Source organism: Zobellia sp. OII3, from assembly GCF_002211465.1.
GTDB classification, from domain to species: Bacteria; Bacteroidota; Bacteroidia; order Flavobacteriales; family Flavobacteriaceae; genus Zobellia; species Zobellia galactanivorans.
On the sequence record NZ_MWRZ01000005.1, the window covers coordinates 158,614 to 175,535 of the forward strand.

Annotated in this window: 9 protein-coding genes; all 9 read left to right on the plus strand. The window is 44.6% G+C overall.

The window, feature by feature from the left end; translation table 11 throughout:
- Window positions 1–3 precede the first annotated feature (3 nt).
- The 9 genes from B4Q04_RS14820 to B4Q04_RS14860 all read left to right on the plus strand — a co-directional run bounded on the left by B4Q04_RS14820 (window position 4) and on the right by B4Q04_RS14860 (window position 16,756).
- Window positions 4–2,379, plus strand: a complete 2,376-nt coding sequence (locus B4Q04_RS14820) for a glycosyl hydrolase family 95 catalytic domain-containing protein (protein WP_088697276.1) — start codon at window positions 4–6, stop codon at window positions 2,377–2,379.
- A gap of 3 nt (window positions 2,380–2,382) precedes the next feature.
- Window positions 2,383–3,867 (plus strand): alpha-L-fucosidase, encoded by a 1,485-nt coding sequence (locus tag B4Q04_RS14825; protein WP_088697277.1) that lies wholly within the window; start codon window positions 2,383–2,385, stop codon window positions 3,865–3,867.
- On the plus strand, window positions 3,867–4,985 hold the full coding sequence (locus tag B4Q04_RS14830; RefSeq protein WP_088697278.1) for an alpha-L-fucosidase: 1,119 nt from the start codon (window positions 3,867–3,869) through the stop codon (window positions 4,983–4,985). The genes B4Q04_RS14825 and B4Q04_RS14830 overlap by 1 nt, the downstream gene beginning before the upstream one ends.
- Window positions 4,986–4,992: 7 nt before the next feature.
- Window positions 4,993–7,431, plus strand: a complete 2,439-nt coding sequence (locus B4Q04_RS14835; RefSeq protein WP_201723402.1) for a right-handed parallel beta-helix repeat-containing protein — start codon at window positions 4,993–4,995, stop codon at window positions 7,429–7,431.
- Between the two features lie 58 nt (window positions 7,432–7,489).
- A complete protein-coding gene (locus B4Q04_RS14840; protein ID WP_013991725.1) occupies window positions 7,490–8,977 on the plus strand; it encodes an alpha-L-fucosidase in 1,488 nt (495 codons plus the stop codon).
- Between the two features lie 2 nt (window positions 8,978–8,979).
- Window positions 8,980–10,422 carry an alpha-L-fucosidase gene (locus B4Q04_RS14845; RefSeq protein WP_088697279.1) on the plus strand — a complete coding sequence of 481 codons (1,443 nt, stop codon included), beginning with the start codon at window positions 8,980–8,982 and terminating at the stop codon, window positions 10,420–10,422.
- Window positions 10,423–10,534: 112 nt separating this feature from the next.
- Window positions 10,535–12,934, plus strand: coding sequence for a carbohydrate binding domain-containing protein (locus tag B4Q04_RS14850; RefSeq protein WP_088697280.1), 2,400 nt, complete (start codon window positions 10,535–10,537; stop codon window positions 12,932–12,934).
- Between the two features lie 11 nt (window positions 12,935–12,945).
- Window positions 12,946–14,415, plus strand: a complete 1,470-nt coding sequence (locus B4Q04_RS14855; protein WP_088697281.1) for a sulfatase — start codon at window positions 12,946–12,948, stop codon at window positions 14,413–14,415.
- A 22-nt stretch (window positions 14,416–14,437) separates the two neighbouring features.
- Window positions 14,438–16,756 carry a right-handed parallel beta-helix repeat-containing protein gene (locus B4Q04_RS14860; protein ID WP_088697282.1) on the plus strand — a complete coding sequence of 773 codons (2,319 nt, stop codon included), beginning with the start codon at window positions 14,438–14,440 and terminating at the stop codon, window positions 16,754–16,756.
- The last annotated feature ends 166 nt before the right edge of the window (window positions 16,757–16,922 follow it).

Sequence of the window (16,922 nt, forward strand, 5' to 3'; positions counted from 1 at the left end):
ATTATGAGATTTTTGAACCTTTCAAGCTTTACTAATTCTATCGCGCTGCTGTGCTTGTGCCTTTTCTTGGGATGCGCCGAGAAGCCAAAGGAAACAGGTGGTAAAGCGGAATTGAAGTTATGGTACGATAGGCCGGCCGAAATTTGGGAAGAAGCCTTGCCCGTGGGGAATGGAAGTCTGGGGGCCATGGTTTTTGGACGTCCCGTAATGGAACGGATTCAATTCAACGAAGATACCTTTTGGGCAGGAGGTCCGATTACCCCTAGTAAACCCGAGACCAAGAGCTATCTGCCAGAGGTCAGGAAACTGGTCTTCGACGGGAAATACAAAGAGGCCGATGCCCTTATCAATAAACATATTATCGGTCCTAAAATGATGCCTTACCTGCCTATGGGCGATGTTGTTATTGAAATGAAAGGCCTTGACGATATCACCGATTTCCGCAGGGAATTAGATCTTAGAACGGCAATAAGCAAGGTCGGTTTCAGCTCAAAAGGAATAGCCTACAAACGTGAGGTCTTTTCTGCCGTCGAAGAAAATGCCATAGTCATTAGACTAGAGGCCAGTAAAGAGAAAAGCCTTAATTTTTCCATTGCCCTAGATAACCAAATTGGGGCAACATCCCGGGTCTTGGATGCAAATAACCTAGAACTCTCGGGCACCGCTCCCGATAGGGCCAACAGAAAGAGTGAACTCCGCTTTGTTTCTAGATTGAATATTGGGGAAAACGACGGACATACTATCATAAACGATTCCACTATTACAGTTTCAGGCGCTTCTAAGGTGACCCTTCTTTTATTCGCGGCCACGAACTTTAAAAATTATAAAGATGTTTCGGGTAATCCTGATTTTAAATGCAAGACCTTATTGGATCTGGTGCATCTCAAAAGCTTCGAACAAATACGGGAACAGCATATAACCAATCATCAGCGCCTATTTGAACGCTTAGACTTCGACATGCCCACCAATTTGAATTCAGGTCTACCGACCAACGAACGATTACAGAAGTTTCAAGAGGAGACCGACCCTAGTTTGGTTGCCCTGTATTATCAATTTGGGCGCTATCTCTTAATGAGCAGTTCAAGGGGGAATAGTCAACCGGCGAACCTGCAGGGCATATGGAATCAAAATCCGACCCCCCCTTGGGATAGTAAATACACGACCAATATTAATTTGGAAATGAATTATTGGCCTGCAGAGGCGAGCAATTTGGCGGAATGTGCCATCCCCTTGTTTACCTCTATTCGACAACTGGCGGAGGCTGGGGCCGTAACGGCAAAAAACAATTATGGGGCCGATGGGTGGGTACTACACCACAATACGGATATCTGGAAGACCACGACGCCGCTAGATGGGGCGGCTTGGGGAATTTGGCCTACCGGTGGGGCCTGGCTTACGACCCATTTATGGGAACACTACCTGTTTTCCGAAGACGAGGCCTTTCTTAGATTACACTATCCCGTGATAAAGGGCGCAGCCGAATTCTTTGTGAATACATTGGTCGCCCACCCCGAATACGGTTACTTGGTGACCAATCCGAGCATATCTCCCGAAAATAGACATATGGAAGGGAATATTAGCGTTTGCGCGGGCCCAGCAATGGACACCCAGTTGATACGTGATCTTTTCGCCCAGTGTATCAAGGCTTCCGAGATATTGAACGTCGATTCCGATTTTAGAAAAGTACTTACGGAAACCCGAAGTAAATTGGCCCCCGACAAAATTGGCTCAGAGGGACAATTGCAGGAGTGGTTGGATGACTGGGACATGAAGGTCCCTGAGTTACAACATCGCCATGTAAGCCATTTATACGGACTCTATCCTGGGGCGCAATTCGCCCCGGAAAAAACACCGAAGGAATGGAATGCCGCAAGAAAATCGCTAGAAATCCGTGGAGATGGGGGTACCGGCTGGTCTCTTGGTTGGAAAGTTGCCCTTTGGGCACGGTTGAACGATGGAGACCATGCCTTTAAAATACTAAAGACTTTATTGAAGCCTACAGATTTTGTAGGGCATGGAGGCCCGGGAGGGACCTATCCGAACTTGTTCGATGCCTGCCCTCCTTTTCAAATAGACGGGAACTTTGGAGCCCTTGCCGGAATCAATGAAATGTTATTGCAGAGCCAAAACAACAGGGTGTTGCTGTTGCCGGCATTGCCTGCCGAATTGAAAGACGGGAGTATTCAAGGTATTCGGGCGCGTGGGGGATTTGAGCTTTCCATAGCATGGAAGGAAGGAAAATTAAAGGCTGTAAAAATACTTTCTAAAAAAGGGAATACCTGCAATTTGGTGTATGGCGATAAAAGCATGGCACTAGAAACCGAGGCAGGGAAATCCTATCTGTTGGACGGAGAACTGAATATCAAAACAAAAAAATAAATTATGATTAGAATGATACATACGAATCGAGGAAAACTATTTCTCTTAACGCTCTTGTTAAGTTTACAGGGCTTTGCACAGAAACCATACGAAGCCAATTGGAAATCCATAGACAGTCGCCCCGTTCCTGAATGGTACACCGACGCCAAATTCGGTATTTTCATACATTGGGGACCTTATTCGGTACCTGCCTTTTCTAAGGTAGGCGAATATTCGGAATGGTACTGGATGAATTTGGCCAATCCGCAAAGGGTTAAAAATGGGTATAAGGAAACCAATGAATTCCACAATCGGGTCTATGGGGAAAATTTTACCTATCCTGATTTTGTACCCTTGTTCACGGCCGATATGTACGATGCCGATCAATGGGCCCGTATTTTTGAGAAATCAGGGGCCAAATATGTGGTGCTGACTTCTAAACACCATGACGGTTACACCCTGTGGCCGAGTAAAGAGTCCGACAAATCATGGGGACGCCCGTGGAGTGCTACCAACTCCGGTCCCGGTCGCGACCTTTTGGGGGAACTGACGACCGCAGTACGTAAAACCGACGTGAAAATGGGGATCTATTACTCCCTCTACGAGTGGTTTAATCCCTTATACACCTCAGATGTAGACCTGTACGTCGACCAACATATGGTACCCCAGTTTAAAGATGTGGTCAACAAATATTCCCCATCATTGATTTTTACCGATGGTGAATGGGACTACCCCCATACGACATGGAAGGCGACCGAGCTATTGTCTTGGTTGTACAATGAATCACCAAGTAAAGAAGATGTAGTGATCAATGACCGATGGGGTAAAGAGACAAGACATCACCATGGGGGCTACTATACTACCGAATACGGTTCAGGAATGCCCAATGCAGATGTGCCTTGGGAAGAAAATCGAGGCATGGCCCATTCATTCGGGTTTAGTAAAACCGAAAATTTTGAAGATTACAATTCTACCCAAGAGCTTCTGTATATGTTGATCGATATAGTGAGTAGGGGAGGAAACTTTCTTTTGGACATAGGCCCAACGGCAGATGGACGAATACCCGTAATCATGCAGGAACGCCTTTTGGAAATGGGAGATTGGCTCAATGTGAACGGAGAGGCAATTTACGGCACTACGCTATGGAAGGAAACATGCCAATGGACCGACGGTCAAGTGCAAGATGCCAAAAGAGGACGGTACAAAGTAAAGTACGATGTCATGAAACTGACGGTCGATCCAGAACCTGGCTTTGCCTCGAAAGAAATTTTCTTCACCCAAAAGGGTCAAACACTTTACGGTATTTGTCCGGTATACCCTAAAGGAAACCTGACGGTTAAAAATGTCAAATTAAAGTCTGATGCCAAGGTGACCTTACTTGGTTATGAAGGCCCTTTAAAATGGGAACAAAACGGAAAGGATATTATAGTGAACGTTCCTTCATTAACGGCATCGGAAGTGCCTTGTGATTATGCGTGGACGTTTAAAATCGATGGCGTAAAAAAATAATGGTAGGATTCTCTAAAAATATAACCTCTAAATTACGCATAGTACTGCTTTTGTGCTTGCCCTTGTTCGCTTGTAAGGACATGGTGGCCCCAAAAGGGAAAGAGAATCCCGATGCGGTAACCCAACAACGGTTGCCCGAATCAAAATTAAGGGAATGGCAGGCGTTGAAGTACGGTATGTTCATACATTTTGGTATGAGTACGTTTTTAGGAGAAGAACTGCCCGATGGCCAAGCACCGCTGGATGCATACGCCCCGACCAATTTAGATGTATCGCAATGGGTCAGGGTGGCCAAAGAGGCGGGGATGACCTATGCCGTTTTGACGGCCAAACATGTTGCGGGCCATTGTTTATGGCCCTCCGATTATACCGATTACGACGTGTCGGGAAACAAAACGGCGGTTGATGTGGTAGGTGAATTTGTAAAGGAGTGTCGTAAGCAGGGAATACGGCCGGGACTCTATTATTGCGCATGGGACAATCATCATACTTTCGGAAGTCTTATGCCGGGCAAGTCGGAAAATTATAATGGGGCTATGGTCACACCTACGGAAATGGAACCGGCAAAGGGAGCACCGTATACCTCCCATCTATACCAGAATTTTATGACCGCGCAAATAGATGAGCTCCTTGAAAGATACAGTCCCTTGGTCGAATTCTGGATCGATATTCCCATAATTCTTGGCGATGGCTATCGACAGTTTATCTACGACCGTATCTCAAAAAAATATCCAGATATGCTTATCGTCATGAACCATGGAAAGAAAAAGGTAGGAAAGGATCTTGTCTTTTTAGATAAAAAGGCCTGGCCTACCGATGTTCTTACATTAGAGCGTTTCTCTCCCGAAAAACCGTATGATCCCGTATGGGAAATAAAAAACCAACAATACTACTTACCTGCCGAATCGAACATGCCTATAGGCAATGAGTGGTTTTGGGAAATTGATGACGAGGCCAAACCCATAGACGAGTTGACCTCCAAATTTCAGGATTGTTTGGATAATGATGTAAACTTTCTATTGAACGTACCGCCCGACCAAAGTGGTCAAATACCTCAGAAGTGGATTATACCATTGATGGAGCTAAAACAGAAAATGAACTTGCAAATTCAAAATTGAACAGAAAATGAACAGCTTATGCTTTAGCCAATATCGGTTGGCCCTTATTAGGCCAATGGCCTTCCTCCTTGTTAATTTGCTGATGTGTTCTTTGGGGCATGCACAAGAAAATAAGGAAGAAGGGCAACCCGCATTTTCATTTCCCGAGTACAGCTCCAAATACACCGACAATCAATTTTTAAAGGATGTAAGACCTGGGGCAAAATTCTATGTTGGCCCGAACGGCAAGGACAATAACCCCGGAACGAAGAATAAACCCTTTAAGAGCCTGGAGGCCGCAAGAAATGCGATAAGGAACTTAAAAACTACTAAGGGCTTGCCCAATGGTGGGGTTGAGGTAGTTGTATTAAAAGGGACCTATTTTATTGAAAACGAGTTTCAACTTTTAAAAGAAGATTCAGGAAGTCCTGATAGACCCGTGGTCTATAGCGGAGAGGCCCCAGATGAGGTGATTTTCTCTTCTGGAGCTGAACTCAACGTAAAAAAATTGCAGAAGGTAAAAAATGAAAAACTGCTGGCCAGGCTCCACCCGAAAGCACGTGGAAAGGTCTTGAGTATAGACCTCACGAAGCATCAGGCCGCCAAAGCGTTTAAGGGAGATGGTGAATATGGGCAATTGGCCATGAACGGCAGTATGTTGCAATTGGCACAGTGGCCGAATCGGGGATATAACCATATAGGGGAAATTTTAGAGGAAGGCCCCACTACACGTTGGCTTAAACCTAATGAGCAACCTATGCCCTACAGTAAGGAAAACCCGACCGGCGGGAAATTCAGGTTCAAGGAAAACCTCTCACCTTCTATTGCGGATGAATTTAAAAGAACGGGAGATATGAGGGTCCAAGGCTACTTTCATAATGATTGGTACTTTCAGAACGAAGCCGTGGGCAATATAGAAGAGGGCTCCGTTCAGTTGTTGCACCACACCCGATACGGAATTGTCGACAAGATCAAGTCCATTCCGAGAAGGGTACGGCTTTTTAATGTTTTGGCAGAATTGGACGAACCGGGAGAATGGTATTTCGACAAAAAGGAACAACGCTTGTACGTCTGGCCTATTGACGGATTTATGCCAAAAACATCAAGATTGACCGTGATTGGCGATCAAGGGAGAGGCCAGAAAGGCAAAAGCGGAAAATTGGCAATGATCAGCCTTAAGAACACCTCAAACGTAATTTTAAAGAACTTCGTTTTCGAAAACACGGCCGATTTGGCCGTGAGTATAGAAGGAGGGGAACACAACCTCTTGGCGGCAAGTACCGTCCGTAACGGCGCCGGAAAGGGAGTTAACATAAGTGGAGGGAAATATAACGGTATTACCGCCTGTAATTTCTATGATCTTTATGCGGCCTTCAGTATTTTCGGAGGCGATTTCCGATCCTTGGAACAGTGCTTCAATTTCGCAACCAATAACATCATAAGGGATTGCCGTTATCGCGGGTATGGGCTTATAGGCTTATCGGGTGTCGGTATATATTTTGCGCATAACCTTTTGTACAACATGAACGGGGCTATCTCCTACAAAACGGTGGATCTTTTAATGGAATACAACGAGTTTTATAACATAGGTTATGAAATGGGAGATTTTAACGTGGCCTATTGCGGGGCGCAATGGTATACCATGAACAATGTGCTTCGGTACAATTTTGTACACCACCTCATTGAACCCGGGGGACATCCCGTTATGGCCTTTAGAAATGACGATGGCGGTGCAGGTTTGAAAATCTACGGAAATGTATTTTATAGGTCGGGGCGCGGTGGTGCCGCTTTTCAAGGCCCATTAAATGATTATCAAAATAACATTACCATGGACTGTTCGGTAATGTGGTGGACGAATAAAAGCGCTATCTCTTCCGTCGAAATTCAAGACCGATGGAAGGACCTCTCTAAATTCGGGCGAGACCTTCCCAAGGGAGACAAAGGTGATTACCTCAATATTGTTGAAAGTGTTATCGGAAAAGAAGGCTGGTTGAAATCGCCATGGAAGGAAGCCTTCCCCGAAATGAAAGAAATGATAGAAACCAATCCTTGGGCACAGACGTTTTGTCAAGTGAAGGATAATTATACCTTTAAAGTCAGTCAAAAATTCCATATACACGGTGGTTCGGGTACCATAGAAGGTCTAGAGAGCAGTGAGGTCGGTCGTTTTACGGACCTTCCGGCAGAAGGCCATTTTGAACTGCCAACCGATATTGAACTAAGTGCCTTTCGCGACGTGTCTTCCCTCGATTTTAGCTTTAGGGAAGATTTTACCCCCAAGCCCAATTTTAAACCAATACCCTTTGAGGAAATAGGCTTGGTAAATGACCGGTTTAGACCGAGCACGCCTAATAAAATGAAGTATCGAAGTGAAATTTATAAGAGGTTCAAGAGCGAAAAAGGCGGGCGCTACAATGCAGAGATCGTCAATGCGAGATACCCCTTGCCCAGTTACCTGAAACCATAGGCTTCCTTCATTCCAAAAAAAAAAAAACAGTACAGATTCAAACCAAAATATCAAAACTATGTTTAAAACCCGCACCCTAATGCTAATGCTTTCAACGAGCTTTCTTTTGCTCAATTGTAAGGAGGAAGAAAAAGTCATTACAAAAAACGCTGAGGTTGATACGGAAGAAACGGCCAGGCCATTGGCCGAACTACAGCTCGATTTTTTAAACACTCGGTATCAGGCCTATTTTCACTACAATATGTGCACCTTCAAAAACCTGAATTCCGAAGAGCATTTTGGGAGATCTACGGGGACGGAACCAGCGAGTATGTGGGCGCCTACGGGCTTAGATGTGGCACAATGGGCCCAAGTGTGTAAAGATGCACGGATGGAAGGCGGATGGTTGACCACTAAACACCATGGGGGCTTCTGTCTTTGGGATAGTGAATATACCGATTACGATGTGGCTTCCTCTGGCGTCAAGACCGACGTGGTAGGCGAGTTTGTAAAAACGTTTAGGGATGCCGGTTTAAAAGTGGGACTGTATTATTCTATTTTAGACTATCATCATGGTGTGGAAAACGGGAGTACGACACGTGAGGAAATCGAGTTTCTCAAAAATCAGATTACCGAATTGTTGACCAATTATGGGCCAATAGATTACATCAACTTCGATGGTTGGTCGTCATGGCCTACAACTCCGAATTTTGACGATGTTCCCTATGGTGAAATCTACAGATTGGTAAAATCCTTACAGCCCAATTGCCTTATCGTTAACCATACATATGAATCCAATTTGGCCCATGCCGAAGTGCCGTTTGCCGATGCGGCGGGCCGTGCCTATCCATATCACCCAGACTATATGCGGCCAACGGCAGCTTCCGATCTGGTCCAAATCGATTGGTGGTGGGATGATAATAACAACATGCGTGTTACTAAAAGTGTAGAGTATATCTTAGGTCAATTAGACAGTTACAACTCCCATAATTCGGTTTACATTCTGAATATTTCCCCCAACCCTGCCGGGCGTATAGACGATGATGCCATCGTTCGATTAAAAGAGGCCGCAGCGGTATGGGAAAAACCGGAAGACCTTAAAAGCCCAGGGGCGAATTGGGGTTTTGCTTATGAGGTTTCCGAAAACCTGGCCTTTTTAAGGCCTTGCTCCCAATCGAGCACCCATACTTTTATTCGTGATAAAAGAGCCTATCCAAGGGCCGATATTGCGGTTGATGGGGTAACCGAAGGCAATGGCGAAATGGAGCAAACTTCATGGACGGAAGTTGAAGACCGTCCTTGGTGGAAGGTAGACCTTCAGGCCGAACATAAAATAAACGAAATAAAACTGTTTGACCGCACCGATAAGCATACGGACGAATTGAAAAACTTTACGGTAAGCATATGGGATGCCGACGAAAAAGAGGTTTGGAAATCCGATGAGGTGAATGCCGCATCAAAAACGCATACCATCGCCGTTCCCGATATCGTCGGAAGTTTTGTAAAAGTTCAATTAAATGGAAAAGGTAGTCTTGCTTTGGCAGAGGTTATCGTAAAAGGAAAATAATTATGAAAATAGTAAAGATAGGAGCACTTTTTTTAATTGCGACGCATATCCAAGCGCAAACAACTATAGATAAGAAGTCAAAACCCTTACCCGAGCTTCAGCTTGATTTTGTAAATACCCGTTACCAGGCTTATTTTCATTATAACATGGCCACTTTTAACAATGTCAATTCAGAAGAGAAACAAGGTCGGGCCTATGGTAAGGTCGCCCCAACAACTTGGGCGCCTACGGGACTCGATACGGACCAGTGGGCCCAAGTGGTAAAAGATGCTAGAATGACCGGAGGCTGGCTTACGACAAAACACCATGGTGGCTTCTGTCTTTGGGATAGCGCCTATACCGATTATGACGTGGCTTCTTCGGACGTCAAGACCGATGTTGTCAAAGCCTTTGTCGATTCGTTTCGCAAGGCGGGCCTGAAAGTAGGACTGTATTATTCGATATTGGATTATCATCATAAAGTAGAAAACGGTAGCACTTCGCGGGCGGAAATCGAATTCACTAAAAATCAGATCAGGGAACTTTTGACCAATTATGGGCCAATAGATTATATCAATTTCGATGGCTGGTCTTCATGGCCTACCAACCCTGATTTTGACGATATGCCCTATGGTGAAATTTATGCCTTGGTCAAATCCTTGCAGCCCAATTGCCTGATCGTAAACCATACTTATGAGTCCAATCTGGCCCATGCCGAGGTTCCCTTTGCCGATGCCGCGGGAAGGGCTTATCCGTACCATAAAGATTATATGAGACCGACTGCGGCCTCCGATTTTATTCAGCGAGGCTGGTGGTGGGACAACAACAATGGCTTTGGCGTATCTAAAAGTGTTGATTACCTGCTAAAACAACTGAATAGTTACAACTCTCATAATTCAGTCTATATTCTAAATATTTCGCCCAACCCTGAAGGGCGGATCGATGAAGATGTAATAACACGGTTAAAAGAAACTGCGGCGGTATGGCAGAAACCCGCCCCACTTGAAAAACCAGGATCCGATTGGGGTTTTTCTTATGAGGTTTCCGAAAACCTGGCCTTTTTGAAACCTTGCTCCCAATCTACGACCCATCCCTATATCAATGATAAACGCGCCTATCCAAGAGCCGATATTGCCGTTGATGGCGTAACCGAGGGGAACTGGGAAATGGAACAGACATCGGGCACCAAACAACGAATGAACCCGTGGTGGATGGTAGATCTTCAAGACACGGAAAAAATCAATGAAATCACCATATACAATGCTACCGGCCAGGAAAAAACAGAAATGACCGATGTAATCGTCTCTATTTTGGATAAGGACGAAAAAGTAGTTTGGTCCAAAGGGTTTAAAGAATTCCCCGATCCTTCAAAAACACTAAAGACCAAGGGCGTGTTTGGACGCTTTGTAAAGATAAGGATGCAAAAAGAAGGTAGCCTCAGAATTGCCGAGGTCATTGTAAAATAATCGATAGGGCAGGCGGCAAGCGCAGATGCCTTTTGTTTAAAAGAAAGGGATAGGGTTTCCTGTCCGTAACAAGATATAAATTAAAAAATAGCTCTAAACGGCCTTTTCAAATATGGGAGTTCAAACTGTACATATGGTTCGTTCGGAAAAATCAACCGGCCGACTGCTTGTAATTGCCTTGTTCCTGCTTACATTTTCTTTGCAATTTTCGGTTTATGCCCTTGAGGAAAAACGTGTCGACAAGGTATACTATGTGAGTAAAAAAGGAAATGACAACTGGTCGGGTAAACGGCCTAAGCCGAATTCAAACGGATCAGACGGACCTTTTTTGACTATAAAAAAAGCCTTAGAGGTTATGAAGGATGGTGGCATCTGTTATATTCGAAAGGGAACTTACCGCGAAACAGTATTTCCGAATTTTGTAGGCGAACCGTCAAGGAAATTGAGACTCGTCGGTTATAAAAATGAAAAGGTTATAATCAACGGGTGTTCAGTGATGGACAAGGGGTGGACCAAAATATCTGAGCATATTTTTAGTGTTCCCCTAGAAAAAACTTCGGAAGATTTAATCGTCTTCCATAATGAAAATTGGACACCCGAAGCGCGTTGGCCCAATTACTCGGGCGACCTCCTTAAACCAAATTTCGCCAAGGTAGACGGTGGTACCGCCCTATCGTTACAAAATACCGATTTACCCAAGAACATAGATTTAAAAGGTGCGACGCTCTATGGTTTCTTTGGAAAGGAATGGGCGTTGCAGACCTTTGTAGTTTCTGGGTATAAGCCTAATGAACAAAGGATCTCCTTTCCCGAGGCCAAAAGAAGGCAAAATTATTACGGAGGTACTTCTGGGTGGGACAAAAATTATGCGCCTAGAAAGGGGAATCGATTTTACATTTCCGGTCATTACGATTTGTTGGATACCGATGGGGAATGGTATTATGACCCCCAAAAGGGAAAGCTCTTTTTTTATTTAGAAGAGCATGAAGCCTCATCTGAATTAAGTCTCGAAATAAAGACGAGAAACAATGCAATTGATCTGTCGGGGAGCTCTTATGTCGAAATCGCCAATCTTGACATTTTTGGTGCGGGAATAACTTCTGATGCGCTTACGCAGCATTGCCTCATAGAAAACGTAAAAGGGTTCTATGTTGAACCGGGCATCAATTTATCGGGTAAGCATAACGAAATCAACAGTTGTGAATTTGCATATAGCCCGAAGGCCTTGGTTAACATTACGGGAAGTAATAATAAGGTCGTGAACAGCTATATCCACGATGGAAATTACACCGGCACATGGGACCAACTGTTGAACACCTCTGGTAGCGGCCATTTGATAAGTCACAATACGGTTGCCCGTGCAGGTGGCGGATGTATTGGGCCGGGAGGAAAAAATATGCGCTTCCAGTACAACAGTGTTAGTGATGCGGGCCTCATTCGGCATGATATCGGCGGTTTTTATGTGGCCAACAATGATGGGGCCGGTACGGTCATTCACCATAATAAAGTGCACAACGTCTATGGCATTGGTATTTATTTAGACAATAGTACCAGTAATTATACCATTCATCATAACGTGGTGTGGAACTGTGGTTGGGAATATATACTCACCGAGGCACCACCGGGCTTTTTGAGTATTGGGGCCTATGATGGCATACGCCTTAATACTCCGGGAAACTATAACCTTATATTCAATAATACGCTTTATAATAAATACGGACTAGGGTATTGGGGAAGGAACTTTAAAGAGGATATGTACGGTGATGTCGTAATCAACAATATTTTCACAGGTTCATACCATGTCTCGGAAAACGTAGTTACTACCCATAATCTTTTCAAGGATATTGAAGCGCGATTAGTGGATCCCCAATCTCAAAATTTTGAGCTTAGCGCGACATCTCCGGCTATTGACAAAGGGGTAATATTGAAATCCATAACAGATAGCTTTGAAGGACAAGCTCCTGATCTTGGCGCATTCGAATATGGTAAGGAAGCATGGCGTGCCGGGCATAATTTTGATGCTCCGCCAAAACCTGAATTCGAAGCCTTTAAGACCGATTTTATGAACTTGGTTACCAACGGCACCTTTGAGCAAGGTTTGAACGCTTGGCATAAAACAGGGGAGGCAGTGCAAATCATTCAAGAGGATTCATGGGGAATTGAAACGGCGAAAACTCGAATGCAATCGCATTCTGTTGCGATCCATAAAAAAAATAACGGCATTCAACAAACCATAGAAAACCTTGAATCCAATACGAATTATACCATGTCGGTCTGGGTCAAGGCTCCCGACTCTGGTGCTAAGGGTGAATTACGTATTGAAAGCAAGGATTCCAAAATGTCAGGTCAAACTTCACTTACCTCCGAATGGGAATTTTTAAGTATTGAATTTAAGACCGATGACAGACCAAAACCCTTTACCGTTTCATTGCTAAATACAGGCTCTCAGGCCACGGTTTATTTTGATGATGTGGGCTTGGTCAAGAATATAGGACAGACGATAAATAATTAAAATATAACACCATGAATGGAAGAATTTTTTACTTCACTTTACTAATTGCGGTTTGTTTCGGCTCATGTAAAAATACGGCTTCAAAAGAAACGGTATTGCACGAAGAAAAACACAGTCCGCGGCAACCCAACATCGTTTTCATCTTTGCCGATGATTTAGGTTTTGCCGATTTAGGTTTTACCGGAAGCGATACCCATCTGACACCCAATTTGGATAAGTTGGCCAAGGAAAGCGTCTATTTTGATCGGGCATATTCCTCGCATCCGACCTGTGCGCCGAGCCGCATGTCTATAATGACGGGAAAATACCCGGCACGACTGGGGGCCGTAAGCCATGGCAAACTTGGTGGGGTTGCCCATCCGGGGCCCAATGATAATGGTTTGCCCATGACGGAAACGACAATTGGCGAGGCCTTGAAGAAAGAGGGGTATACTACCGCGCATATTGGAAAATGGCATATCGGCAAAGGTGAGAATAATCCGGGTACGCGAGGATTCGATGTGGATATTGCATCTAATGAGTTTTGTTGCCCAGGGAGTTACATGTATCCTTTTGAGTCGAACAATGAAAAACAAAGGGTGGCCTCAAAAATCCCGGATTTGGAAGATAGGAAACCAGGCGATTTTTTAACCGATGCCCTTGCGGAAGAGGCTGTGAAATTTATTCATTCCACAGATGAGAAACCCTTCTTCCTGAACATGTCATTTTATGCCGTTCACACGCCCATAACCGCCATACCTGAAAAAGTGGAAAAGTATAAAAGGTTGATCGGTCCCGATGCCAGACAGAAGAACCCTACCTATGCCGGCTTGGTCGAACACTTAGATGACGCCGTAGGTGCTATTCTTAAAGCCTTGGAAGAAAAAGGAATAATCGATAACACCATTATCGTGTTTACCAGTGATAATGGTGGGGAAATATTGCACGGTATTACCGATAACTTTCCATTGCGGGACGGCAAAGGTTCTTCTTACGAAGGAGGTACCCGAGTGCCCCTTTTGGTCAAATGGCCGGGCGTTACACAGGCGAATACGGTAAGCCATGAACGGATCATAGGGTTTGATTATTATCCGACCTTTCTCTCTATGGCCGGGGCAAATCCTGATTTACATGATATAGATGGAAGGGACTTTAGCCCCTTGTTGAAAAATCCAAAGGAAAAACTCGAGGAAAGGGACCTTCACTGGCTCAAATACCTTTCGTTGATCCATTATAGAATTCCTATAGCCGATAATAAGAGGTGTTTTGAGACCATAGTCAGTGGCGATTGGAAGCTGCACGAGTATTTTCAAATGCCGGATGGTTATAAGCAACACTTTGAGTTGTACAATTTAAAGGACGACCCTTCGGAAAAAAACAACCTAGCTAATAAATTTCCTGAAAAGGTACAGGAGTTGAAGTTGAAAATGGAAAGCTGGAAAAAAGATATTGGCGCCCCCGTTTACGATATGGAAAAATTTTATGGGCATATAAAAATATAAACCCAAAAGAACCCTCTAAGACATGAATAAAAAAACAATAGTAATCTGTATAGGAGTCATGCTTTTGGCCACCTTTATGGGGCATTCGCAACTATTCGTTTCTCCCGAAGGCGGAGATAACAACAAAGGAAGCCGATCGGACCCTACCTCCTTTGAAGGGGCTATCGAGAAGGCTTCGGAAATCTTAAAACGGAAAGGAGTACCTAAAAAAGGACTTACCATTACGCTTGGCGGAGGGGTCTATCGATTTAAGAAAAAAATAGTTCTAGGTCCTGAATTTAAGGGGACAGAGGATAGGCCGATAATCATAAGGGCGGCAGCGGGGGAAAGTGTGTTGTTCGATGGAAGTATGCTCATTTCGCCCGAAAATTTCAGTGCGGTAAAAGCCCCCGATGAATTGGCCAGGCTATCCGCCCGAGCGTCGAACAAGATTATGGTGGCCACCATTACCGATACTACAATGTTGGGCAGGTTCAACAAAGACCTGATGCTCAACCTAAGCTATGACGATGTAGAATATTTACCTTCCGTTTTCCCGAATGAAGGCTATGCCAGTTTTGTGGAAGAGACGGTACGGGCAGAAGTGTCTCCTCCGGCCATTCCCGTAGGAAAACAAGATTATGGGGTTCGTGCAGGCTATGTGCCATATTTGGCGAAAGATAAGCCCAGGGGCTGGAAAGGTTCACTGCAAGACCCCCGTGGAGCCCAGGCCCAAATAGGGGATAAGGCAGACGAAATGGCCGGCAGTTGGCAACAATGGGAGAACGAACTTAAAAGAAACAATACCAGAAACCAGTTAACCGGTTTTATTGAAGCCAGTTGGCTGTTAAGCTCCCAACCCGTTTACGGCGCTGATGCCGCAACGAAATCCATTCATCTGACCCGTGCCTTGGGCTATGGGTGGGCTTGGAGAAAGAACGACAAACCTTTTCGTGTTTTTGGACTTCTATGTGAACTTGACCGGCCCGGTGAATGGCATTTTGATCCATTGACCAACCGCTTGTTCGTTTATCCGCCAAGCAATATAAACGGGAATACACAGATTGGATTATCGGTAGCGAATGGCTTTTTGGTCCTAAATGGAACCCGTCATGTTAAGGTAATAGGTCTGTCCGTTAAAAATGTAGGCAGCGGCAGCGTATATACGATCAAAGGCGACCATAACCTTGTGGCCGGTGCCCAGATTACCAATTCTACGGCGGCGGGAGTTGAAATTCTAGGAACCGACAATGTCGTTAAGAGTTGCGATTTGGTTGACTTAGATGTGCATGTACGACTAGAGGGAGGACTACGTTCCCCTGACCAAATTACCCCAGGGAATAACTTGGTGGAAAACTGCCAAATCTATCAAGATAGTTTTAAACACGAAAAGGTCAATATTGTAATGAATGGGGTAGGGAACATATTTCGTCATAATATGATCCATAATTCCTTGGGACAAGCCATGGTGGTTAACGGTAATGACCATTTGGTCGAGTATAACGAACTCTTTAATATCGGTTATGAGGAAGGCGATGGAGGAGCCATATATTCCGGAGCTGATTTGGGCGGTTTCGGAAATACATACCGCTACAACTTCTTTCATCATTTGATGCACGTACCCGGAAAGGTAGAACGTGCCGGATTGCATTTAGACGATGGACAATCGGGGGCGACCGTAATCGGAAACGTATTCTATAAATCGGCATCCAAAGGCGCATTTATGTTCGGAGGGGCCGGTCATACCGTAAAGGAAAACGTATTTCTAGAAGGCGATAGGGGAGCCTACTTCGTACAGAGCCTAGGGAATAAAATGTTCGATATTCAAAAGGAAATTGCAGCAGACCCCAATCATCATCGCAAGGGAACTAAGGAAGATTATATCGGCCGCGTAGAAGTGTACACAGGAAAAAGAGGATGGACCAAATCGCCATGGAAGGATAAATACCCATTGATGCGTACCATTTTGAGCGATACTTTGGAGTTTGGCCGCTTATGGCCGATCCATATAAAAGTAGAGGATAATTTTAACTATGCGAACAAGCGGGGCATCGATAAAATTATCGATTATCGCGTCGCTCCCGAAGCTATTGCCAAGTCTAGCGTGAAGAACAATAAAGAGGTTACACCCGATGACTTCGTCCATTACGATGCAATGAATTTTGCCTTCAAAGATGAGAAAAAACATGCGGCCATTCCTTTTGCACAAATCGGATTGTATGTCGATAGTTACAGGAAAAACACACCGGACAAAACCAAATACAGAACGGCCATAAAAGAACATTTTAAAGGTATAGTTAGCGGTCATCCGGGTACCTTGCTTCGAATCGATACGGCAAAATTGGTAAGGGAGGAAAAATAGGGGCGGCCTAGAAAATACTTTAAGCCCGTTTTGTACACCTTGTTTTTAGGAAGGCCTTATCGGTAGGCCGGTACTAGGCAAGCTGTCTTTTCAGGTAGCCTTGTTGGGTTTGAATGCCCCACGTTTTTCTTGATCTGAAATTTTAAGTTTCAATAGGGGAGTTGAC